Origin of the sequence: Dactylosporangium sp. NPDC051541, assembly GCF_044454505.1 — a bacterium.
Taxonomy (GTDB): Bacteria; Actinomycetota; Actinomycetes; order Mycobacteriales; family Micromonosporaceae; genus Dactylosporangium.
The window spans coordinates 552,268-573,838 of record NZ_JBITDU010000001.1 but is presented as its reverse complement, the minus strand read 5'-3'; the positions used below and the strand labels follow the sequence as shown (position 1 = coordinate 573,838).

Below are 21,571 nucleotides of genomic sequence, written 5' to 3'. Positions count from 1 at the left end.
CAACGTGACGTCGGCACCGCGGCGGGCCGGATGAGTGCAATCCGGGATCAGCCGCGGCGCAGGAGGCGAGCGGCGTCGGCCGCCCAGTAGGTCAGGATCAGCTGGGCACCGGCCCGGCGGATCGAGGTGAGGGTCTCCAGGATCACCCGCTCGCGGTCCAGCCAGCCGTTGGCCACGGCCGCCTCGACCATCGCGTACTCCCCGGAGACCTGGTAGGCCGCCACGGGCACGTCGACGAGCTCGGCGACCCGGGTGACGACGTCGAGATACGGCAGGGCGGGCTTGACCATGACCATGTCCGCGCCCTCCTCGACGTCGAGGAGCACCTCGCGGATCGACTCGCGGACGTTGGCCGGGTCCTGCTGGTAGCCCTTGCGGTCGCCGGTCAGCGCGGACTCGACGGCCTCGCGGAACGGGCCGAAGAAGGCGCTGGCGTACTTCACCGCGTAGGCGAGCAGCGCGACGTCCGTGTATCCGGCCCGGTCCAGCGCCGAGCGGACCACGCCGACCTGGCCGTCCATCATGCCGGACGGGCCGAGGACGTGCGCGCCGGCTTCGGCCTGGGCCAGGGCCATCAGCTCGTACTGCCGCAGCGTCGCGTCGTTGTCGACGGAGCCGTCGGCGGCCAGGACGCCGCAGTGCCCGTGCGAGGTGAACTCGTCCAGGCACAGGTCGGCCATGACGACGGTGGCGTCGCCGACCTCGGCGATCACGTCACGGAGGGCGACGTTGAGGATGCCGTCGGGGTCGATGCCGCCGGAGCCGGTCTCGTCGCGGGTCTGCGGGACGCCGAAGAGCATGATGCCGCCGACGCCCTCGGCGACCGCCTCGGCGGCGGCCTTGCGCAGCGACTCGCGGGAGTGCTGCACGACGCCGGGCAGGGAGCTGATCGGCCGCGGCTCGGTCAGCCCCTCCTTCACGAACATCGGCAGGATCAGGTTGGACGGCCGCACGTGCGTCTCGGCGACGAGCCGGCGCATCGCTGGGGTGCGACGCAGCCGGCGCGGCCGTACTTCAGGAAAACCCATCGGGAGTGACCCCTCGTCAGCGGAACCTCAGGGCAGTAGGGCCCTGCACCTTGGAGCCGCGGCGCTGCTTGGCAGGCATCGCGGCCAGTTTCTCGCGCAGTTCCACAGCGTAACCGGCGAGTGCCTCGACCAGGTCGGGCACGGAGGCGTGCGCCGGCTGGACGTCGACGCGCAGGCCGAACTCGACCGCGGTGTCCGCGGTCTTCGGCCCGATGACCGCGACGACCGTGCGGGCGTGCGGCTTGCCGGCGATGCCGACCAGGTTGCGCACCGTGGACGACGACGTGAACAGGACCGCGTCGAAGCCACCGGACTTGATCGCGTCGCGGATGTCGGCCGGCGGCGGGGCCGCGCGGACCGTGCGGTAGGCGGTCACGTCGTCGACCTCCCAGCCGAGCTCGGTGAGGCCGGCCGCGAGGGTCTCGGTCGCGATGTCGGCCCGCGGCAGGAGCACCCGCCCGACCGGGTCGAGCACCTCGTCGTGCGGGGAGAACTCGGCGAGGAGGCCCTCGGAGGACTGCTCGCCGCTCGGCACCAGCTCCGGCACGATACCGAAGCCGCGGACGGCCTCGGCGGTGGCCTCGCCGATGCAGGCGACCTTGACCCCGCCGAAGTGCCGGGCGTCGAGGCCGTGCTCGGCGAACTTCTCCCAGACCGCGCGGACCGCGTTGACCGAGGTGAAGACCGTCCAGGCGTAGCGGCCGTCGACGAGGCCCTTGATCGCCCGCTCCATCTGGGCCGGGGTGCGCGGCGGCTCCACGGCGATGGTCGGGACCTCGCACGGGATCGCCCCGTAGGCCCGCAGCCGCTCGCTCATCGCGCCGGCCTGCTCCTTCGTGCGGGGCACGAGGACCTTCCAGCCGTAGAGCGGCCGGTTCTCCCACCAGCCGAGCTTCTCGCGCTGGGCGACGCCGGCGCCGAGGCACAGCACGACGCGGCCGGCGAAGCCGAGCGCGGCGGCGACCATGCTGTCGACGCTGGAGGCGGAGCTGTACTGCGTCTCGCCCGTGCCGTCGCCCGTGATCGACACCGGGGTGGCCGGGTCGACCCCGGCCGCGAGGAGCCCGTCGCGGACAGCGGCGAGGTCACCGGCGTCGACGGCGAGCGCGGACGAGCCGCGGGCCACGGCGGTGGCGATGGACTCGAAGTCGACGGACTGCACGTCGTCGACGTCGGCGGTCACGCGGACGCCGGGCAGCGGCACCCCGGCGTAGGTGGCGACCCCGGCGGCCTGGCCGATGCCGGGCACGACCTCGAACGGCACCGCGGTGCGGGCGACGGCCTGCACCTCTTTCAGTACCGTGTCGTGGGCCATCGGGTCGCCGCCGACGAGGTGCACCGCGCGCAGGCCGGAGCGGGCCGCGGAGAGCAGCACCTTGGCCACGTCGCCGGGTGCGCCCTCGGCCGGGCTGAACTGGCACTCCGGGTCGGCTTCGGCGCGGATCGCGGCGAGCAGCGGGTCGGGGACGTTGCGGTCGTGGACGACGTGGTCGGCGGTCACCAGCGCCTCATGGGCGCGGCGCGTCAGCAGGCCGGGGTCGCCGGGGCCGGCCCCGACGAAGGCGATCCGGCCGGTGCTGCCCTTACGGGTGCGGGTCATGCTGCACTCCCAGTGCGTTGTCGGCGCCTTCTTCGCGCAGGTCGCGGGCCAGGGCTCGGCCCACCTCCGCGGCGTCGGCGAGCGTTCCGGTGCGCGAGAGCCGGAGGGCGAAGCCGCCGTCCGGGCTGAACACGGCACCGCGCAGATAAATCTCGGGCCCCTCATCGCCCTCGGCGACCTCGGCCAGTGCCGCGATCGGTGCGGAACAGCCCGCCTCGAGCTCGGCCAACAGCGCCCGCTCGGCGGTGACCGCCGCGCGGGTGTATTCGTCGTCGAGCGCGGCGAGGATCTCGCGCAGCTCGGCATCGTCTTCGCGGCACTCGACGGCCAGGGCGCCCTGCGCGGGCGCGGGCAGCATCAGCAGCGGGTCGAGCACCTCGGTCGCCTCGCCGCCGCGGTCGATGCGGACCAGCCCGGCGTTGGCCAGGACAATCGCGTCGAACTCGCCCTCGGCGAGCTTGCGCAGGCGGGTGTCGATGTTGCCGCGCAGCGGCACCGCGGTCAGCCGCCGCCCGAGCGCGTTGATCTGGGCGATCCGGCGCAGCGCCCCGGTGCCGATCCGCGCGTCGTCGGGCAGCTCGTTGAGGGTGAGCCCGCCCCGGGCGACGAGCGCGTCACGGGGGTCGGCGCGGCCCGGAATGGCCGCGATGACCAGGCCCTCGGCGCCCGCCGTCGGCAGGTCCTTGTAGGAGTGGACGGCGAAGTCGATCTCCTTGGCCAGCAGCGCGTCGCGCAGGGCGGAGACGAACACGCCCACGCCGAGCTGCGGGATCGGCGCGCTCGAGCGGTCGCCCGGCGTCACGATCTCGACGAGCTCGACGTCGCGGCCGGTCTTCGCGCGCACGGCGTCGGCGATGGTCGTGGACTGCGCCATCGCCAGCTTGCTGCCCCGGGTGCCGAGCCTGAGCGTCACGGGTGCACCTCGGAAGCGTGGGCCGGGTTGATGTCGGCGGTCGGGATGTGCAGGTCGAACAGCTCCCGCAGCGCCTGCGCGTAGGCCTCGCCGCCGGGGGCCGCGGCCAGCTGCCGGACCCGGACGGTCGGCTGGTGCAGGAGCCGCTGGACGATCCGGTGGACGCTGTGGGCGACCTCGGCCCGCGCCGAGTCGCCGAGCTCCGGGCAGCGCTGGGCCAGCCGGCGCAGCTCGGCCTCGACGACCTCGTCGGCCCGGGCCCGCAGCGCGGCCACGGTCGGGGCCACGTCGGCGCCGCGCAGCCAGGTCAGGTAGGCCTCGACCTCGGCCGCGACGATCTCCTCGCCGGCCCGCTCCTCGGTGTCGGCGGTCGTCGACAGCGACTCGGCGAGCAGCTCGATGTCGACGACGGTGATGCCGGGCAGCTCGCGCACGGCCGGGGCCACGTCGCGGGGCATGGCCAGGTCCAGCACGAGCAGGTCGCGGCCGGCGCCGGCCAGGAGCCGCGCGTCGAGGACCGGCTCCGGGGAGGCGGTCGCGCTGACGACCACGTCGACCCGCTCCAGCAGCGACGGGAGCTCGGCGAAGGGGACGGCCTCGGCCCCGTGCAGCTCGGCCAGGCGCTCGGCGCGGGCGTGGCCGCGGTTGGTCACGTAGAGGGGGGCGGCACCGGCCCGGCGCAGGGTCGCCAGGGACAGCGCCCCCATGGACCCGGCCCCGATCACGAGCGCCGGGCGGCCCTCGACCGGGGCGGTCGCGCCCTGGCCGTAGGCGAGGGCGGCGCTGACGACGCTCTGCCCGGCCCGGTCGATCTCGGTCTCGGCGTGCACCCGCTTGCCGACCCGCAGGGCCTGCTGCAGCAGCTCGTGCATGAGCCGGCCGACGGTGCCGTGCTCGCTCGCGGTGTTGTAGGCCTCGCGGAGCTGGCCGAGGATCTGCGACTCGCCGACGACCATCGAGTCGAGGCCGGCGGCGACGCGGAAGGCGTGCCGGACGGCGTCGGCCTCGTAGTGCACGTACAGCTGCGGAGCCAGCTCGCTCATGGGCAGGCCGGCCCGGGCGGCGAGGAGGCCGCCGATGTCGGCCAGGCCGCCGTGGAAGGCGGTGACCGATGCGTAGATCTCCACGCGGTTGCAGCTGGAGAGGACCACGGCCTCGTCGACGTACTGCATCCCGACGAGCTCGGCCAGGACCGCCGGCGTCTCCCCCGGGGCCAGGACCAGCTTCTCCAGGAGCGGCACGCTCGCGGTGCGGTGCGACAGCCCGACGATCAGCAAGTTCATGACGCCACCTCAGCTCCGCCGTGCGCGTTCTTCTGGACCGCGGGCAGACCCGTGAGCGCCGACTTGCGGTGCTCGTGGAACGACAGGATCTGCAACTCGATGGCCAGGTCGACCTTACGCACGTCGACGCCGTCGGGGACGTTCAAGACGCAGGGTGCGAAGTTCAGGACACTCGTCACACCGGCGGCCACCAGGCGGTCGCAGACGTGCTGGGCGGCGTGGGCCGGGGTCGCGATCACGGCGATCGAGATCGACTCGGTGTCGACGATCTCCGGCAGCTCGTCGATGTGCCGCACGACCAGGCCGTTGATCTGCTCGCCGACGCGGCTGAGGTCGGCGTCGAAGAGGGCGGCGATGCGGAAGCCGCGGCTGCCGAAGCCCGCGTAGCCGGCGAGGGCGTGACCGAGGTTGCCGACGCCGACGAGGGCGACGGCCCGGCGGTGGGTCAGGCCCAGCACGTGCTCGATCTGGTCGATCAACACGGTGACGTCGTAGCCGACGCCGCGGGTGCCGGTGCGGCCCAGGTGGGACAGGTCCTTGCGGAGCTTGGCGGAGTTGACCCCCGCGGCCGCGGCCAGACCCTCCGAGGAGACCGTTTCGTGCCCGTCCTCCGCGAGGTGGTGCAGGGCGCGAAGGTACTCCGGAAGCCTGGCGACGGTCGCCTCCGGCAGGTCCGGAAAGTCCGGTCCGTCGGTGGGGCCGGTGCGCTGCTGGCTCATGAGTCTCCGAGACGACGACGACGGCGGCGTTGTACGAGGCCGCTCGCAATGGCGACTACCGCCTGTGCTAGCGGGGTTCGTCGTTGCAACAGAGTAGGCGCTTGTGAAGCCGTGCACAAATCGCGATCTTGAAGAGTCGGCGCCCACCACGTAGAGGTCAGCGCCCGCCCGTGCGGATCGCGCACGCGAGAAATGCCCCCGCGGCACGTGGTGCCCCCTTTCTCCGACGCGGTCGGCAGCGGGCGGGCGCTGTGGCCATTATCTCCACGATTCCGGCATTTGCCGCACCCGACACGCACTTACGTAGCGAGACTACACGTTTTTCCAGTAGGGCTGCCCCTACCATCAAGTGGCCGGACGGCGGGATGGGAGGTGAGGGCCGCGATGCCTAGCGTCAATGGCATGACGACGACCATCACCCCGCTCGGCCCCGGCCGCTCATTCCGCATCTTCCGGCAGCTGGGGATCGACACGCAGTACGTGCTGCTCGGCTTCCCCCTGTCGATCATCACCATCGTGCTGTGCGTCACGGGGTTCTCCCTCGGCGTCGGCCTGATGGTGCTGGTCATCGGCTTCCCGGTGCTCTTCGCCACCATCTTTCAGGCCCGCGGTTTCGCCACCCTTGAGCGCGCCCGCGTCGGGCCGGTCCTGCGCGTCGACCTGCCACACCCGTACTACAAGAAGGCGAGATCCGACGCCGGCTTCTGGAAGCGCACGTTCGTCCCGCTCACCGACGGCCAGTCGTGGCTCGACGTGGTCCACGGCGTTTTCCGGATCATCCCGAGCACCTTCGCCTTCGCGTTCGTGGTGGTCTGGTGGGCCGGCGCCCTCGGCGGGCTGACCACCGTGCTCTGGGACTGGTCGATCCCGCGCGGCCCGGACATGCACGACCTGCCCGAGCTGCTGGGCCTGGGCCGCGGCACCACGGTGCGCGTGCTGTTCCACACCGGCCTCGGCCTGATCTTCGCCCTCACCCTGATCCCCGTCGTGCGGGGCGTGACCCTGCTGGAGGCGCTCTTCGCCCGGGCCCTGCTCAGCGGCGTCAGCGAGCTGCGGGAGCGGGTCTACGAGGCCGAGCGCAGCCGGGACCGGGCCCGGGCCCAGACCACCGCCGCCGTCTCGGCCGAGGCGACCGCCCTGCGCCGGCTGGAGCGCGACATCCACGACGGCCCCCAGCAGCGGCTGGTCCGGCTGGCCATGGACCTCGGCCGGGCCGACCTGCAGTTCGACAACGACCCGGGGGCGGCCCGGGCGACCGTCGCCGAGGCTCTCGCCCAGACCCGGGAGACCCTGGAGGAGCTGCGCGCGCTGTCCCGCGGGATCGCCCCGCCGATCCTGGTCGACCGGGGCCTGCGGGCCGCGCTGACCGCCCTCGCGGCCCGCTCGATCGTGCCCGTCGACCTGGAGCTGCCGGAGATCGACCGGCTGGCCGCGCACGTGGAGACGACGGCCTACTTCGTGGTCGCCGAGGCCCTCACCAACGTGGCCAAGCACTCCCACGCCTCCGAGGTCAAGGTCGCGCTGCAGCGCTCCGCCTACGGCATGCTCGTCACCGTCGAGGACGACGGCGTCGGCGGGGCCAGCCTGGCCAAGGGCCACGGGCTCACCGGCCTGGCCGACCGGGTCCGGGCGGCCGGCGGCGAGCTGACCGTCACCAGCCCCCTCGAGAGCGGCACCAAGCTCGTGGCGATCCTGCCGATTCCGTAAGAACGGTCCCGCGCACCTAGGATCGGCGCGTGCGCGTTGTTGTTGCGGATGATGCGGTACTGCTGCGCGAGGGCCTCGTACGCCTGCTCACCGAGAGCGGCCACGAGGTCCTCGCCGCCGTCGGGGACGGCCCCAGCCTGGTCGAGGCGGTCGTCGAGCACCGGCCCGACGTCGCGATCGTCGACGTGCGGATGCCGCCGTCGCACACCGACGAGGGGCTGCGGGCCGCGGTCGAGGCCCGGGCCCGGGTGCCCAAGACGCCGATCCTGGTGCTCTCCCAGTACGTCGAGGTCTCTTACGCCGACGACCTCCTGGCGGACCGGGCGGGCGCGGTCGGCTACCTGCTGAAGGACCGGGTCTCCGAGGTCGCCGAGTTCCTGGAGGCGATGGACCGGGTCGCGGCCGGCGCCACCGTCCTGGACCCCGAGGTCGTCGGCCAGCTGCTGGTCCGCCGCCGGCGCGACGACCCGCTGCGCAGCCTCACCCCGCGGGAGCGCGAGGTGCTGGGCCTGATGGCCGAGGGCCGGTCCAACACCGCGATCGCCCGCAAGCTCGTCGTCACCGACGGCGCAGTCGAGAAGCACGTCAAGAACATCTTCACGAAGCTCGACCTGCCGCCGGACGACGAGCAGCACCGCCGGGTCCTAGCCGTCCTGGCCTACCTGCAGGGCTAGGTCGACGGCTTCGACCAGGGAGTAGGCGACCGGCAGGCCGGTCGCCTCCAGCAGCGCGGTGTCGGTGAAGCCGCCCGCGTAGAGCACCGCCGTGGCGCCGGCCGAGCGGGCCGCGTCGCCGTCGTCGACCGAGTCGCCGATCAGCACCACGTCCGCCGGGTCGACCTCGAGGGCCCGCAGGTGCCGCTCCAGGTAGGTGGCCTTACGGTGGCCGCCGACGGTGCCCGGCAGGCCGTCGACCCGCACCAGGCGCGCGTGCAGCCCGTGCCGCTCGACCTCCACCAGCAGCTCGTCGTGGAAGAACATGGACAGCAGGGACTGGGTGCCCGGCCACTTCGCCATGGCCTCGAGCGCGTCCGGGACCAGCTGGACCTCGTTCATCCGCTCCCGGTAGGCGTCGTGGAACGCGTCGTCGAGGAGCTTGAACTCGACCTCGTCGACCGGGCGCTCCAGGACGTGCGCGTAGTAGTCCAGGATCGGCCGGCGGAAGTCGCGCCGGTGCTCGTCGGCGGTGATCACCGGCCCGCCGACGGTGGCGAGGCAGACGTTGGTGGCGTCGACGACGAGCTTGAGGTCGTCGAGCAGGGTTCCGTTCCAGTCCCAAACCAGGTGCTTCACCCGGGAGACGATAGCCGCATGTCCCGCAGGAGTCGCTCCTCTTCTACCCGCCAGTAACCGTGCTCCCGGCCGTCCAGCAGCAGCACCGGGATGCGCAGGCCATACTCCTCCTCCAGGTCCTCGTCGCTCTCGATGTCGACCTCCGTGAACCCCTCGCCGGTCGCGGCCTCGACCCGGGCCAGGACCGCCTTCGCCTCGTCACAGAGATGACAACCCGGCCGGGTGTACAGCGTGAGCCTCGTCGTCACCGCAGAGACCCCTTCCGCACCTTGCCGGTCGCGGAGTGCGGCAGCTCCGGGACGAACTCGACCGCGGTCGGGCACTTGAAGCGGGCCAGGTTGCGCTCGCAGTAGGCGATCAGCTCCTCGGCCGTGACCCCGGACCCGGGGACGCGCACGACGAGCGCCTTGACGGTCTGGCCGGTGTACGGGTGCGGGGCGCCCAGCACCGCGGCCTCGACCACCGACTCGTGCGCGGCCAGGACCGACTCGACCTCGTGCGGATAGACGTTGAAGCCGCTGACCAGGATCAGCTCGCCGATGCGGTCCACGATGAACAGGTCGCCGTCCTCGTCCGCGTAGGCCACGTCACCGGTCGCCCACCAGCCGTCCGGGCCGGGGCCGCCGCTCGCGTCGGGCCAGTACCCCAGGAAGAGGTTGGACCCGCGGGCGACGATCTCGCCGGGGTCGCTGGTGCCGTCGTCCTCGTCGTCGAGGACGTCATCGCCCCCGGCGTCGACCAGGCGAACCTCCACGCCCGGGATGGGCCGGCCGATCGCGCCCGGCTTGATCGACGGGCTGACCAGGGTGCTGGTCAGCACCGGCGCCGCCTCGGTGAGCCCATATCCCTGGTGTACCGCCCGCCCGGTCGCGTCGGCGAAGCGCCGCTCGGCCGCCGGGTCCAGCGGCGAGGCCCCGCACACCGCGAGCCGCACCCCGGCCCACGCCGCCGCGAGCCGCTCACCCATCAGCGACCAGGCGATGAACATCGGCGGCACCCCGACCACGCCGGTCACGCCGTGCCGCTCGATCACCTCGAGGGAGTCGGCCGGGTCGAAGCGCTCGACCAGCACCCCGCAGGCCCCGTGGAAGGCGACGGCGCCGAGGCCGGAGTTGAGGCCGTAGGCGTGGAACAGCGGCACGGCCAGCAGGAGCACGTCGTCGCCGGTGACCGGGGCGGGCTCGATCCGGCCGAGCTGCTCGTGGTTGGCCAGCAGGGCCCGGTGCGGCAGCATGGCGCCCTTCGGCGCACCGGCGGTGCCGGAGGTGTAGAGCAGCACGGCGAGATCCTCACCGCCACCTACAGAGGGTGACTGAGCAAGGTCATCGGGGCCGCTGAGTAATTCGGCCAGGTTCTTCCCCAGCTGGTACCGCACCGCCGGCGCCGCCTCCTCCAGCGCCTCCAGCACCGGGGCGGTGCCGACCAGGACGGCCGCGCCGGAGTCGGATAGCACGTGGGTGAGCTCGCGGGCCGTGTAGGCGGGGTTGACCGGCACGGCGACCAGGCCGGCCCGCAGCACCCCGAAGAAGACGGCGGCGAACTCCGGCACGTTGGGCAGCGCGATGGCGACCCGCGCGCCGTCCGTCAGACCCAGGGTGGACAGGCCCGTGGCCACGGCGTCCACCTGCCGGTCCAGCTCGGCCCAGCTCAGCTCGGCATCGTGCGAGCGCAGGGCCGGGCGCGCGCCGTCGGCGGCAGCGGCGCGGCGCACGGTGTCGGCGAAGTTGCCGGCGGGAGAAATGGAAGCGTCCTGCACGGTCGCCGATCCTTCCACAGCGGCCGTCCGGAGGGTGGTGTGAGGTGCTCGGAAAGATCACCCGTTACCGATCACCCGACCCCGTGGCATGGTGCGTGCGGCGATGAGCAGGCCTCGATGCGATCTCCTGTGAGAGGCCCGACACGCCGCATGAGTAAAGGATCACCCAAACGTGTGTCGGGGTCGTGAGATGCCCGGACTCCCCAGGACCGTTTACGTCCCGTTTCACCGGTTTGGCGGCGTGTCGCACGGCGTGTCGTCAGAAAGTGACGGACAGCATGTGCGCCGGTCGCACAACTATCCGTGGGTGAATGTGGCCTGCCGCAAAGAGCCGCCCACACGCGGGTGACGCCGGACCTATTATCACCGAAGTCGACTCACCCCATTTGTTGCGAGTTGACACCCCTCACCCCGAGGAGGCCGAAGTGCCCGTGATCGCGCCGAATAAGCCATCCGTACCGGCTTGTGAAGCATGAGCGGTTACCTGCACGTGTTCGAAGCCGAGCACGCACTCGCCGGTGGGCTGTCGATGCTGCGCGACTCCATGCGCGACATGTTCAGCACGGTGATCCGCGGTGAAGGCGGCAGCGTTCCGCGCACGCGCGGACGCCCCCACACCAACGAGGCGCCGACGCGGACGGGCCCGGCCCCGAACGCCCGGCCCAACGCCGGGATCAACGGCAAGCCCGCCAACGGCGGTGCCGGCGCCGGGGTCCTGGGCGAGGAGACCGTGCCCATCCCGCACGACAAGGTCGGCGGCGGCACCGACACGCTGACCGACACCGGCCCGCGCGAGCCCGTCCCGCCGCAGCCGACGCGGCCCGACCGCGGCGACCCGGCGTCGGAGGTCTGGGCGCTCATCGAACGGGCCCAGGCCGGTGACGGTGCGGCATTCGGTCTCCTCTACGACCGCTACTTCGACACGGTCTTCCGGTTCGTGTACTTCCGGGTCGGCAACCGCCAGCTCGCCGAGGACCTGACCGCCGACACGTTCCTGCGTGCGCTCAAGCGCATCGGCAGCTTCACGTGGCAGGGTCGCGACCTCGGTGCCTGGCTGGTCACCATCGCCCGCAACCTCGTCGCCGACCACTTCAAGTCCGGCCGGTACCGCCTCGAGGTCACCACCGGCGACGTGCTCGACGCGGACCGGCCCGACCGGGGGCCCGAGGGCAGCCCCGAGGCCGCCGTCATCGACCACATCACCAACGTGGACCTGCTCAAGGCGGTCAAGCAGCTCAACCCCGAGCAGCAGGAGTGCATCGTGCTGCGGTTCCTGCACGGCTTCTCCGTGGCCGAAACCGCACAGACCATGAACAAGAACGAGGGAGCCATCAAAGCGTTGCAGTACCGTGCGGTACGCGCGCTCGCCCGGCTGCTCCCTGACGGATTCCAGCCGTGATCGCAGTCACCTCCGGTTACAGTGCCCCCCGGGGCGCCGTAACCAGCCTCCGCCCTGCACCGTTGGTCCAGATGCGACCGTCGGCATGGCGCACGGCGGACGCGGTGGCCCACCATCCCGCTGCCCTGCCGCGCCTCAGTGACGCGATCAGCGAAGGGGGGTGCCTCAGGTGATTGGCTCCGTCTTCCATCGTCGACGGGCTGAGCGACTCGCTCAGCTCCTCGACGAGGCCAAAGGGGCCCGACGCCACCACACGAGGTCCACGCTCGACGACTCTCTCACCGACCTCGTGTCGGTCGGACAGCGGCTCGGCGAGCTGCCGGTCCGAGTGGAGGCGCAACAGGAGTTCCGCGACGGTCTGCGGGCCATGCTCATGGCCACGATCGACCGCGAGGGCATCGGAGCGACCGCGAAGGCGCCCGAGCCCGAACCGACCCGCCGTGTGGGGCTGCGCTCGCTGCGCCGCCCCGCGGGGAGCCGCCCGGCAGTCAGCCGCCGGACGCGCACCCGGGGCGCCATCGTCGTCGGCCTCGCCGCCGGCACGCTGGCCCTCTCCGGCATGTCGGCCGCGAGCGGGGACGCCATGCCCGGCGACGCGTTGTACTCGGTCAAGCGGTCCACCGAGAAGGCCCAGCTCGCGCTGGCCGGCTCGGACATCAGCAAGGGCCAGCTGTATCTCGAGTTCGCCCGCACCCGCCTCGACGAGGCCCAGGCGGTCAAGGACCCGACGGGGCTGTCCTCGGTGCTGGACGACATGGACGGCGAGACCCTCGAAGGTGTACGCCTGCTGACCGCGACCGCGGTGAACCGCAAGGACACCGCGGCCCTGGACGCGATCGACGGCTTCGTGACCAACCAGCGCGGGGCGGCCGAGCGGCTCAAGAGCGGTACGAGCGGCGACGCCCGGACCCGGGCGACCAAGTCGGCCACGTTGCTCGACGAGATCGACAAGCGCTCCAAGGCGCTCCGCCCGATCGTCAAGTGCGGCCCGGCCGCGGTCACCACGCCGGACCCGCTGGGCCCGGTGCCGGTGAGCAACGCCTGCCGCACGGTCAACAAGTCGGGTGGCAACGGGACCTCGGTCCAGCAGCCGGGCGCCCCGGCGATCAACGCGCCGAACGGCACCGGGACGGGGCGCGCCCCCGCCACCGGCCAGTCCGGCGCGGCCGTGACCAACTCGGCCACCGAGTCGGCCCCGGCCCAGCCGGGCGAGAACGCCAACTCGGTGTCGGACCCGACCCCGGCGCCGGCCCCGGCCAAGTCGGAGAAGAGCGGCGGCCTGCTGGACTGGCTGCTGCACTGATTCAACCTCGCGACACGTTCGCGACATGACAGGGCCCGGTGACATTCACCGGGCCCTGTTGCTGTCTGGTGCCGGTACCGTTGGAGATTGCCTGAGAGGAGCTCGACGTGCCCATCCGACCTTCAGCGCGGCTTCGGCGCCGGCCCGCCGGCCGCATCGTCGTCGCCGCCGCCGGCTGGGCGGCGGCCGAGGTCGAAGCCGCACTGGAGATCCCGGCCGACCCGGGCGCGGCCGCGTTCTTCGACGTCGACAACACGATGATGCAGGGCGCGTCGATCTACTACTTCGCCCGCGGCCTGGCCAAGCGCAACTACTTCACCAGCCGCGACCTGGCCCGCTTCGCCTACCAGCAGGCCCGCTTCCGCCTTCTCGCCGCCGAGAACGCCGGCACCGTCTCCCGGGCCAAGTCGACCGCCCTGGCGTTCATCGCCGGCTGGAAGGTCGAGGAGATGGAGCGCCTCTGCGAGGAGATCTTCGACGAGCTCATGGCCGACCGCATCTGGTCCGGCACCCTGGCCCTGGCCCAGCTCCACCTGGACGCCGGCCAGCGTGTCTGGCTCGTCACGGCGGCCCCGGTCGAGCTCGGCCGCATCATGGCCGCCCGCCTGGGCCTGACCGGCGCGATCGGCACCGTCGCCGAGATCGAGGACGGCGTCTACACGGGCCGCCTGGTCGGCGACCTGATGCACGGCCCGGAGAAGGCCCAGGCGATCACCGCCCTGGCCGCCGCCGAGGGCCTGGACCTGCAGCGCTGCGCCGCCTACAGCGACTCGATCAACGACACCCCGATGCTCTCGACCGTCGGCTACGCGGTCGCCGTCAACCCCGACTCCGCCCTGCGCCGCGAGGCCCGCAAATGCGGCTGGGAGATCCGCGACTTCCGCAGCGCCCGCAAGGCCGCGAAGGTCGCCATCCCGGCCGCCCTGGCCACCGGCGCGGTCATCGGCGGCCTGGCCACCTACAGCGCCATGCGCAAACGCCGCCGCCGGCTGCGGCCCGACGATGCTCAGGCCTCGTCGTAGTCGATGTACGGGTTCAGGATCTGCCGCCGCCACAACTGATTGCGCTCAGCCTCCGTCAGCCGAGCCTCGTCGGCGGCATCGTCCCAGTCCCGGCGGATGACGTCGACCTGAGCCTCGATGATCTGCGCGGCGTCGTCCTCGGACAGCAGGAACTCCGGCGCGGCCTTGCGGCACAGCCACAGCTGGCTGGCCCGCTCGCCGGGCGCCCGGGTGATGCCCAGCGCCTCGAGCCGGGCTCAGGCGAAGGCGTCGGGGCGGCGGTCGAGGAGTTTGTAGAGGGTCTGCTGGATCGTTTCGCGGACCTGGTCGGCGAGGTTGAACACGACCATCGGGTCGTCGGCGGAGTCGATGTAGTCCTCGGTCGGGATGGGCTCGCCGAACTCGATCAGCCACTTGCTCGGCAGCGGAACCAGGCCCAGCGGGCCGAGCCAGGGGAAGGTCGGCGTCACCGGGAAGTAGGGGGCGCCCAGCAGCCTGGCCAGGGGCTTCAGGTTGGCCAGCATCGGGTAGATCTCTTCGGCGCCGACGATCGAGACCGGGACGATCGGGGTGCCGGTGCGCAGGGCGGCCGAGACGAAGCCGCCGCGGCCGAAGCGCTGGAGTTTGTAGCGCTCCGCGAAGGGCTTGCCGATGCCCTTGAAGCCCTCGGGGAAGACGCCCACCAGTTCGCCGTCGCCCAGGAGGCGTTCGGCGTCGGGGTTGCAGGCCAGGGTCGCGCCGGACTTGCGGGCCACCTCCGAGAAGAACGGCATGCGGAACACCAGGTCGGCGCCGAGCAGGCGGAGGTGGCGCCGCGCGGCGGTCTCGTCGTGGACGGCGACGGAGAGCATCAGGGCGTCCAGCGCCAGGGTGCCCGAGTGGTTGGCCACGACCAGGGCGGCGCCCTCCTTGGGGAGGTGCTCGGTGCCGGTGACCTCGGTGCGGAACCACTGGTTGTAGAGGGGGCGCAGCAGCGGGAGGAAGACGCCGTCGGTGAGGTGGCGGTCGAAGCCGAACCCGTCGATCTCGTATTCGCCGGTCAGACGCTCACGCAGGAAGGCCAGCGCCCCGGCGACCCGATCGTCCCACTCGTCCGGGAGATTCGGGTCAGTCATTCGCCACGCTCCAACGCGGCCCGCGCCGCTCGGGTTCTGCGGAAGCCGTCGAGCAGCGCCTGCTCGACCGACCGAATCGTATCCGCGGGGACCATCTCGTTGACCCGGCGGCTGGCCACGAACTCGGCGAACGCCTCCGCGGTCGTGCGCGGGGTGAAGCCGAACTCGCGGATGAGCTTCGACGTGTCGACGACCCGGCCGTGGACGAACAGGTCGAGCTGGTCCAGGGAGACGCCGGCGCGGCCCATCCCGGCCAGGACGTTGAGGCCGGGCTCGACGACCGGCATGGTCGCGCGGCCGGCCCGGCGCACGGCCTGGGTCAGCGTCATGGTGCCCCCGCCGGCCACGTTGTAGGTGCCGGGGTGGTCCTCGATGACCGAGCGCTCCAGGACCTCGAACGCGTCGTCGACGTGGAGGAACTGCAGGCGCGGGTCGCGGCCGAGGACGGTGGGCACGACCGGGCGGTCGAAGTAGCGCGTCAGGCGCGTGTCGACCGCGGAGCCGATGAACGGCGCGAAGCGCAGCACCGTGGCCGCCACGTCGGGGCGGCGGCGCCGGAAGCCGCGGACGTAGCCCTCGATGTCGAGGACGTCCTTCGCGAACCCGCCCCGGGGGATCTCGCGCGGCTCGGTGTCCTCGGTGAAGATCGCCGGGTCGCGGAACGAGGCCCCGTAGGCCGCCGTCGACGAGCGCACGATCAGCTTGCGCAGCCGCGGCGCCTGCTGGCAGGCGGCGAGCAGCTGCATCGAGCCGATGACGTTGAGCTCCTTCATCACACCGCGGCCGCCGTGCTGGTCGGTCGCGGTGGCCACGGCGAGGTGGGCCACCGCCTCGACCTGGGCGTCGAGCATCACCCGCAGCACCCCGGGGGTGCGCAGGTCGACCTGCTGGACGTCGATCTTCGGACCGGCCGCGGACAGCACTTCGGCGAGGTCGCCGGTGGGTGCCGTGGCGTCGACGCCGACGACGCGCTCGATGCGCGGGTCGGCGGCGAGCCGGGCGGCCAGATGAGCGCCGAGATACCGGCTCACCCCGGTCACCAGAACGACGCTGGGTGACGCGGTCACGCGGCTCCGATCGACGAGCCCAATGCTGAGCGCAGACCCATCACCCGGGCGGGCACACTTCGGGCCGCCGGGTGAAGGGTCGGAAGGCTACTTGCCGAGACGACGACGCTGGACGCGGGTCTTGCGCAGCAGCTTACGGTGCTTCTTCTTGGCCATACGCTTGCGGCGCTTCTTGACCACAGAGCCCATACGAGCATCTCCTCGATACAGCGGAACGCGTGCCATCGCTGGCACGCCTAAGACATGGTTAGCCGTTCAAGGGTAGCCGCATCACCGCTGGAAGGAAAAACAGGGGCTCCAAGAGCAACTACGCGGTTTCGCGGAACGCCTCACGCAGGTAGGCGTCGACCGCGTGCTCGGGCACCCGGAACGAGCGGCCCACGCGCACGGCGGTGAGATCGCCGGCATGGACGAGGCGGTAGACGGTCATCTTCGACACCCGCATCAAGGTGGCCACCTCGGCGACGGTCAGAAACCTGACCTCGCCCAACCGGCCTTCGGTGGTGTGTGGCGTGCTCGACATCGCGACCTCCGACCAGCGTGCTCGCCCATGCGCTCGGCCCGGCAGCCCCGGATCGAGCGTTACTCAATCAGCGTGTTACCAGTACGGTAACGGTACGCCTGTGACTTGCACCCCAGGTTCGTCGGAATCTTTTCGCAGAACTTGATCACTCGGTCCGCAGCGCCACCACGGGGTCCAAGCGGCCGGCACGCTGGGCGGGCACCACGCCGAAGATGATCCCGACCCCGGCCGAGACGCCGAAGGCGAGGGCCAGTGACCACCAGGTGATCGCGGCCGGCACCGGCGACAGCGCGGCCACGATCAGGGCGGCGCCGATGCCGAGGGCGATGCCGATGAGCCCGCCGATCGTGGTGAGCAGTACCGCCTCCAACAGGAACTGCACCCCGATGTCGCGCGGCCGCGCACCGACGGCCTTGCGCAGCCCGATCTCCTTGGTCCGCTCCCGGACCGAGACCAGCATGATGTTGGAGACGCCGACCCCGCCGACGAGCAGCGAGATCCCGGCGATGGCGGCCAGCACGCCGGTGAGCACGCCCAGGATGTCGCCGAGCACGCCGAGGATCTGCTCCTGGGTGACGGCGCTGAACTGGGTGCCCGGGTGCCGCCGGCCGAGCTCGGCGATGATCCGGGCGGACAGGTCGCCGATCTCCTCGCGGTTGGGGGCGTTGACCGCGATCCCGTCGACGCGGTTGGTCGCGAGCAGGCGCTGTGCGGTCGTGATCGGCACGTGCACCTCATTGTCGCGGTCGATCCCGAGACTCTGCCCGAGCTGCTCGAAGACACCGAGCACCCGGAACCGCACGCCCGCGATCGTCAGCTGCTGCCCGACCGCGTCCCGGTCGCCGAAGAGCTTGTGGGCAACGCTCCAGCCGAGCACCGCGACCCGGCGGTTGGTGTCGACGTCGGAGCGGGTCAGGTAGGTGCCGCGGGCGAGGTGGCGGACGAAGACGTTGGGTGTGGTCTCGATGACGCCGTTGATGCTCGCGAACGTCTCGGTGCTGCCGGCGGCCACGGTCTCGCCGGAGGCGACGGTCACCGCGACCCGGCTGCGGTCGCCGACGATCTTCGACACGGCATCGACGTCGGCGAGGTCCATCCGCGAGACCGACGGCGCCGAGCCGAGGTTGACCTCGCCCGGCACGACGATGAGCAGGTTGGAGCCGAGCCCCTCGACCTGCTGCTCGATCTCGTTCTTGGTCCCGGTGCCGATGGCGACCAGCACGACCACGGCGGCGACCCCGATGATCACCCCGAGCATGGTCAGGATGCTGCGCAAACGGTTGGCCCGCAACGCGTCTATGGCGACCCGCCAGGCCTCGGCGAGCCTCACAGCGAATCCACGATCTCGCCGTCGCGCATGACGATCTGGCGGTTCGCGCGCCCAGCCACCTCGCGGTCGTGCGTCACGATCACCAGGGCCACGCCCTGCTCGGAGTTGAGCGCCTCCAGCAGCGCCAGGACCGCCTGGCCGTTCTTCGTGTCCAGGTTGCCGGTGGGCTCGTCGGCCAGCAGGACCTGCGGGTCGGTCACCAGGGCGCGGGCGATCGCCACCCGCTGCTGCTCACCGCCGGAGAGCTGGTTGGGGCGGTGGTCCAAGCGGTGGCCGAGCCCGACTCGCTCGAGCATCGCGACCGCTCGTTTCCGCCGTTCAGAGGCCTTCATGCCGCGGTACACCAACGGCAGCGCGACGTTGTCGACCGCGCTGGTGCGGGCCAGGAGATGGAACGACTGGAAGACGAAGCCGATGGTCTCGTTGCGCAGCCGGGCCAGCTCACGCGGGTCGAGGCCGCCGACGTCGCGGCCGCCGAGCAGCAGCCGCCCGGCCGTGGGCCGGTCGAGGCCGCCGAGCAGGTGCATGAGCGTCGACTTGCCGGAGCCGGACGGGCCGATGATCGCCACGTAGTCGCCGGCGTCGATGGTGAAGGTGACGCCCTTGAGCGCCGGGACGGTGACCCCGTCCAGGGCGTACTCCCGGGTGACGTCCTGCGCGACGAGAGCCGCGGTCACCGCGGGATTTCCATGCCCTGTTTGACTTTGTCCGTGCCCCGGACCACCAGCTGGTCGCCGTCGTTGAGGCCGCTGAGCACCTGGATGCGGTCCTGGCCGGCGACGCCGACGCTGATCGGCTGCTGCATCGCCTTGCCGTCGCGGACCACCCAGACGACGTCCTTGCCGCCGACGTTGAAGACCGCCGCGGCCGGCACCGTCACCGCGTCCTGGATCGAGCGGACCTGCAGGTGGGCGACGGCGTTCATGCCGGGGCGAGGAGCCGGGGCGGCCCGGCCGTCGTCGTACTTCCCGGCGCTGAGCTTCAGCCGCGCGCGGTAGGCCACGCCACCCCGGGCCGAGGTCGTCGGCAGCACGTCGGCCGAGCTGACCGTGGCCTCGTAGCTCGCGCCCGGGGCCGCGTCGAGCTCGACGCGGGCGGTGATCCCGGGCTGGACCAGCAGCACGTCGGTCTCGTCGACCTCGGCCATCAGGCCCAGCTCCGACACGTCGACGACGGTGAGGATGGCGGTCCCGGCGCTCACCCGGCCGCCCATCGGCACGGCCGGGTCCACGCCCGGACCGGACCCGGTGCCCGCGGTCGGCACCGAGGCGGCCGGGGCCTGCCCGCCGGTGGCCGCGCCGATCAGATCCGTGATGGAAGGCGCGCTGGCGGCCGAGGTGCCGCCGAGCTGGACGACGCCCGCGACCGGGGCGCGCAGGGTGAGCTGGTCGACCGTGGACTGCGCGAGGTCGTAGGCGGACTGGGCCTGGGCCCGCTGGGCCTGGGTGAGCGCGGCCATCGCCTGCGAGATGCTGGCCAGGCCCCGCTGCACGCTCTGGATCACGGCCCGGGCGGAGGCGGCGGCCTCCTGGTAGGTGCGCTCGGCCAGGTCGATCTGCGTGGTCAGGGTCGTGCGCACGGTCACGTCGGCGATGCCGGCGGCGGCGGTGCGGGCGTCGGCGAACGCCTTGGCCGCGGCGTCGTCGGTCTTCTTCTGCTGGGCCGAGAGATTCTTGACGCTGGAGCCGCCATTGCCGGCGTTCTTGAGCGCGTTGAGGGCGTCGCTCGCCTCCTTGAGCCGCTGCTGCGCCGACGGCGAGTCGACGACCGCGAGCACCTGGCCAGCCGTGACGGTGTCGCCCGGCTTGACGCTCAGCGAGATCAGCGTGCCGTCGGCGGCCGCGGTCAGCGTGGCCGCGGCGCGGGCGGTGACGGTGGCGGGCGCGTCGACGACCTCGACGACGTCGGCCCGGCCGGCCGCGCCCACTCCGATGCCGGAGTCGGTGCCGGTGCACGAGGCGCCGGTGAGCGACACGACGATCAGGACAGCGGCCGCGGTCATTCGCGGGGGGACGCGAGACACGCCGCCAAGTGTAGATACGTGATTGCGCTAAACGTGACCCCGGACGTACCGGGCGCAATCGGACTCGACGTCGTCCCAGCTCATGCTGAAGGCCTTGCGGGCCGAGTCGTCCAGGGCCAGGCCCTGCCGGGCGGCGTAGTCGAAGAAGTCGAGCAGCCGGTCCTCGCCGAAGCGGTCGGCGAGGTGCTGCAGGGACAGGTACGCCACGCCGTAGCGGCCGCTCACGTCGGCGGTGGTGGCGCCCTCGGGCGGGTCGTCGAGCGCGATGTCGCCCTTCCAGTGCCCGCTGCGCACGTAGGTCCGCACGTCGCCGAGCCCGTCGAACGGCTTGCCGCTGCCCTTCACGCGCACGTACTCCGCGATGCCCTCGACCAGCCACCACGTGTGGTCGTAGGCCTTCTCGACCCCGGCCAGGGTGACGACGTGGGTGAACTCGTGGCGCAGGACGTCGAGGGTCTGCTTGGTGTCGACCCGCGCGGCGTTGAGCACGATCTCCGTCGCGCTCGCGGTCAGCGGCAGGGCGAAGCCGGCCACCCAGGCCTCCTGGCGGATGCCGTACCAGGACGACCACTCGTCGGGTCCGGCCAGGTAGACGACGTACCGCGCGGGCGGCGACCCCCAGTGCGCGAAGGTGTCGGTGAGCGTGGCCGCCTTCTCCGCCGCGGCCAGCATCGAGGGCAGGCGATTGGCGTACTTCGCGGTCGTCGACATCACCACCCGGTCCCCGACCGCGGTGCGCAGCTCGCTGACCTCCCACGGCCGCGGCCCCAGGTCCTTCGACGTGCCGAACTCGAGCAGCGTGACGGCCGCCCCGGCGACCTTCCACTTCGTCGGCGCTTCCAGGCTCATGGGGTCGCACGCCGGCGCCACGAAGCAGTATTTGATCAGGACGGTCGCACTGGCTGTACCCCCGGAATCGGCTTTGGCTCGGCCTTCGACGGTGGGTTGCCAGACCTTGATCTGCAGCTGCCGCAGCGAGCCGAACCGGCGGGTCAGGTCGTCGCGCAGCCCGCCCGCGCCGGGGTCGACCGGGCGCAGGAAGCCGTCCTGGTCGCCGGCGAGCAGTGCGGCCGCCTGGTCCTGCAGCGCCTGGCGGATCCGGCCGTCCAGCGTGGTCGGTTTGGCGCCCGGGGTCGCGTCGGGCGCGCCGGCCTGGGTGCCGCCGTTCTTGGCGTTCGGCCGCCCGGCCGTGTCGTGCCCGGCCGCCCCGGCCAGGCCCTGAGCGGCGGTGGTGGTGGCCCGCTCGGATCGCACTGCGGCGAACGCGATCGCACCGGCCGGGGCCAGGAGCAGGAAGGCCAGCGCGGCCAGCAGGGCGGTCCGCAGCACCGTACCCCGGCGCGCCCCCGAAGGCTGCGCAACGTAACGGTGCCGGGACGCTCCGCGCTGCTGCGGGATCGAGGGCCGGGCGGCGACGTCCGCGCCGGGCCCTCCATCCTCAAGCATCACCGCCGGACCGTACGTGAACCCGTCAAGCCGTCGCGTCACCCATACGGACGAGAAGTGACAGAT

General features: G+C 72.2%; 19 protein-coding genes and 2 pseudogenes. 5 read left to right on the top strand and 16 right to left on the bottom strand.

All coding sequences use genetic code 11. From position 1 onward, the window contains the following. Positions 1-47 precede the first annotated feature (47 nt). Genes hemB through ACIA8L_RS02670 form a run of 5 tightly spaced genes read right to left on the bottom strand, consistent with a single transcriptional unit; the run spans position 48 to position 5,543 of the window. Complete coding sequence (hemB, locus tag ACIA8L_RS02690) at positions 48-1,028, bottom strand: porphobilinogen synthase (protein ID WP_395899675.1); 981 nt, start codon at positions 1,026-1,028, stop codon at positions 48-50. A gap of 16 nt (positions 1,029-1,044) precedes the next feature. Continuing rightward, positions 1,045-2,628 (bottom strand): uroporphyrinogen-III synthase, encoded by a 1,584-nt coding sequence (locus ACIA8L_RS02685; protein ID WP_395899673.1) that lies wholly within the window; start codon positions 2,626-2,628, stop codon positions 1,045-1,047. Continuing rightward, positions 2,612-3,541, bottom strand: coding sequence for a hydroxymethylbilane synthase (hemC, locus tag ACIA8L_RS02680; protein WP_395899671.1), 930 nt, complete (start codon positions 3,539-3,541; stop codon positions 2,612-2,614). The genes ACIA8L_RS02685 and hemC overlap by 17 nt, the downstream gene beginning before the upstream one ends. Beyond that, positions 3,538-4,824, bottom strand: a complete 1,287-nt coding sequence (locus tag ACIA8L_RS02675) for a glutamyl-tRNA reductase (RefSeq protein WP_395899668.1) — start codon at positions 4,822-4,824, stop codon at positions 3,538-3,540. The genes hemC and ACIA8L_RS02675 overlap by 4 nt, the downstream gene beginning before the upstream one ends. Further along, positions 4,821-5,543: a redox-sensing transcriptional repressor Rex gene (locus ACIA8L_RS02670; protein WP_395899666.1), complete on the bottom strand. Its 723-nt coding sequence runs from the start codon at positions 5,541-5,543 to the stop codon at positions 4,821-4,823. The genes ACIA8L_RS02675 and ACIA8L_RS02670 overlap by 4 nt, the downstream gene beginning before the upstream one ends. A gap of 402 nt (positions 5,544-5,945) precedes the next feature. Between ACIA8L_RS02670 and ACIA8L_RS02665 the strand changes: the two genes are divergently transcribed. Together ACIA8L_RS02665 and ACIA8L_RS02660 are read left to right on the top strand one after the other, a co-directional pair. Next, on the top strand, positions 5,946-7,250 hold the full coding sequence (locus ACIA8L_RS02665; RefSeq protein ID WP_395899665.1) for a sensor histidine kinase: 1,305 nt from the start codon (positions 5,946-5,948) through the stop codon (positions 7,248-7,250). A 29-nt stretch (positions 7,251-7,279) separates the two neighbouring features. After that, on the top strand, positions 7,280-7,924 hold the full coding sequence (locus ACIA8L_RS02660; protein WP_395899663.1) for a response regulator: 645 nt from the start codon (positions 7,280-7,282) through the stop codon (positions 7,922-7,924). Here the strand turns inward: ACIA8L_RS02660 and ACIA8L_RS02655 are convergent. From ACIA8L_RS02655 to ACIA8L_RS02645, 3 genes are read right to left on the bottom strand one after another with little or no spacing between them, the layout of a single operon-like run. Next, positions 7,895-8,554, bottom strand: coding sequence for an HAD family hydrolase (locus ACIA8L_RS02655; RefSeq protein ID WP_395901697.1), 660 nt, complete (start codon positions 8,552-8,554; stop codon positions 7,895-7,897). The two genes, ACIA8L_RS02660 and ACIA8L_RS02655, sit on opposite strands and share 30 nt — an antisense overlap. Further along, complete coding sequence (locus ACIA8L_RS02650; RefSeq protein WP_395899661.1) at positions 8,539-8,790, bottom strand: glutaredoxin family protein; 252 nt, start codon at positions 8,788-8,790, stop codon at positions 8,539-8,541. The genes ACIA8L_RS02655 and ACIA8L_RS02650 overlap by 16 nt, the downstream gene beginning before the upstream one ends. Then, complete coding sequence (locus tag ACIA8L_RS02645; protein ID WP_395899659.1) at positions 8,787-10,298, bottom strand: AMP-binding protein; 1,512 nt, start codon at positions 10,296-10,298, stop codon at positions 8,787-8,789. Before ACIA8L_RS02645 ends, ACIA8L_RS02650 begins: the two co-directional genes overlap by 4 nt. Before the next feature lie 472 nt (positions 10,299-10,770). Between ACIA8L_RS02645 and ACIA8L_RS02640 the strand changes: the two genes are divergently transcribed. From ACIA8L_RS02640 to ACIA8L_RS02630, 3 genes and pseudogenes are all read left to right on the top strand, one after another. Next, entirely contained in the window at positions 10,771-11,697 is a 927-nt protein-coding gene (locus ACIA8L_RS02640; protein ID WP_395899657.1) for a sigma-70 family RNA polymerase sigma factor, read from the top strand. A gap of 169 nt (positions 11,698-11,866) precedes the next feature. Continuing rightward, positions 11,867-12,733, top strand: a pseudogene (locus ACIA8L_RS02635) (DUF5667 domain-containing protein); the annotation flags it as partial. Between the two features lie 524 nt (positions 12,734-13,257). Then, positions 13,258-14,022, top strand: a complete 765-nt coding sequence (locus ACIA8L_RS02630) for an HAD family hydrolase (RefSeq protein ID WP_395901695.1) — start codon at positions 13,258-13,260, stop codon at positions 14,020-14,022. A 236-nt stretch (positions 14,023-14,258) separates the two neighbouring features. Here ACIA8L_RS02630 and ACIA8L_RS02625 read toward each other — a convergent pair whose 3' ends face one another. The 8 genes and pseudogenes from ACIA8L_RS02625 to ACIA8L_RS02590 all read right to left on the bottom strand — a co-directional run bounded on the left by ACIA8L_RS02625 (position 14,259) and on the right by ACIA8L_RS02590 (position 21,505). Next, a complete protein-coding gene (locus ACIA8L_RS02625; RefSeq protein ID WP_395899655.1) occupies positions 14,259-15,116 on the bottom strand; it encodes a lysophospholipid acyltransferase family protein in 858 nt (285 codons plus the stop codon). Next, the gene (locus tag ACIA8L_RS02620) at positions 15,113-16,183 is read right to left on the bottom strand and encodes an NAD-dependent epimerase/dehydratase family protein (protein WP_395899653.1); all 1,071 of its coding nucleotides are present in this window, start codon (positions 16,181-16,183) and stop codon (positions 15,113-15,115) included. Before ACIA8L_RS02620 ends, ACIA8L_RS02625 begins: the two co-directional genes overlap by 4 nt. Before the next feature lie 87 nt (positions 16,184-16,270). Then, a complete protein-coding gene (locus ACIA8L_RS02615; protein WP_007465623.1) occupies positions 16,271-16,372 on the bottom strand; it encodes a 30S ribosomal protein bS22 in 102 nt (33 codons plus the stop codon). 118 nt (positions 16,373-16,490) lie between these two features. Then, positions 16,491-16,706 (bottom strand): helix-turn-helix domain-containing protein, encoded by a 216-nt coding sequence (locus tag ACIA8L_RS02610; RefSeq protein WP_033363444.1) that lies wholly within the window; start codon positions 16,704-16,706, stop codon positions 16,491-16,493. A 145-nt stretch (positions 16,707-16,851) separates the two neighbouring features. Next, positions 16,852-18,036, bottom strand: coding sequence for an ABC transporter permease (locus ACIA8L_RS02605; RefSeq protein ID WP_395899646.1), 1,185 nt, complete (start codon positions 18,034-18,036; stop codon positions 16,852-16,854). An 8-nt stretch (positions 18,037-18,044) separates the two neighbouring features. Then, positions 18,045-18,713 (bottom strand): annotated as a pseudogene (locus ACIA8L_RS02600) (ABC transporter ATP-binding protein); the annotation flags it as partial. Continuing rightward, a complete protein-coding gene (locus ACIA8L_RS02595) occupies positions 18,710-20,038 on the bottom strand; it encodes an efflux RND transporter periplasmic adaptor subunit (protein ID WP_395901693.1) in 1,329 nt (442 codons plus the stop codon). The pseudogene ACIA8L_RS02600 and the gene ACIA8L_RS02595, both read right to left, overlap by 4 nt. A gap of 48 nt (positions 20,039-20,086) precedes the next feature. Beyond that, positions 20,087-21,505: a basic secretory protein-like protein gene (locus tag ACIA8L_RS02590; protein WP_395901691.1), complete on the bottom strand. Its 1,419-nt coding sequence runs from the start codon at positions 21,503-21,505 to the stop codon at positions 20,087-20,089. Between the last annotated feature and the right edge of the window lie 66 nt (positions 21,506-21,571).

Coding starts and splice junctions, on each gene's coding strand:
- ACIA8L_RS02665 (WP_395899665.1), top strand. CDS start 5,946: ATGACGACGACCATCACCCCGCTCGGCCCCGGCCGCTCATTCCGCATC.
- ACIA8L_RS02630 (WP_395901695.1), top strand. CDS start 13,258: ATGATGCAGGGCGCGTCGATCTACTACTTCGCCCGCGGCCTGGCCAAG.
- hemB (WP_395899675.1), bottom strand. CDS start 1,028: ATGGGTTTTCCTGAAGTACGGCCGCGCCGGCTGCGTCGCACCCCAGCG.
- ACIA8L_RS02595 (WP_395901693.1), bottom strand. CDS start 20,038: ATGACCGCGGCCGCTGTCCTGATCGTCGTGTCGCTCACCGGCGCCTCG.
- ACIA8L_RS02640 (WP_395899657.1), top strand. CDS start 10,771: ATGAGCGGTTACCTGCACGTGTTCGAAGCCGAGCACGCACTCGCCGGT.
- ACIA8L_RS02625 (WP_395899655.1), bottom strand. CDS start 15,116: ATGACTGACCCGAATCTCCCGGACGAGTGGGACGATCGGGTCGCCGGG.
- ACIA8L_RS02590 (WP_395901691.1), bottom strand. CDS start 21,505: ATGCTTGAGGATGGAGGGCCCGGCGCGGACGTCGCCGCCCGGCCCTCG.
- ACIA8L_RS02685 (WP_395899673.1), bottom strand. CDS start 2,628: ATGACCCGCACCCGTAAGGGCAGCACCGGCCGGATCGCCTTCGTCGGG.
- ACIA8L_RS02675 (WP_395899668.1), bottom strand. CDS start 4,824: ATGAACTTGCTGATCGTCGGGCTGTCGCACCGCACCGCGAGCGTGCCG.
- ACIA8L_RS02670 (WP_395899666.1), bottom strand. CDS start 5,543: ATGAGCCAGCAGCGCACCGGCCCCACCGACGGACCGGACTTTCCGGAC.
- ACIA8L_RS02615 (WP_007465623.1), bottom strand. CDS start 16,372: ATGGGCTCTGTGGTCAAGAAGCGCCGCAAGCGTATGGCCAAGAAGAAG.
- ACIA8L_RS02610 (WP_033363444.1), bottom strand. CDS start 16,706: ATGTCGAGCACGCCACACACCACCGAAGGCCGGTTGGGCGAGGTCAGG.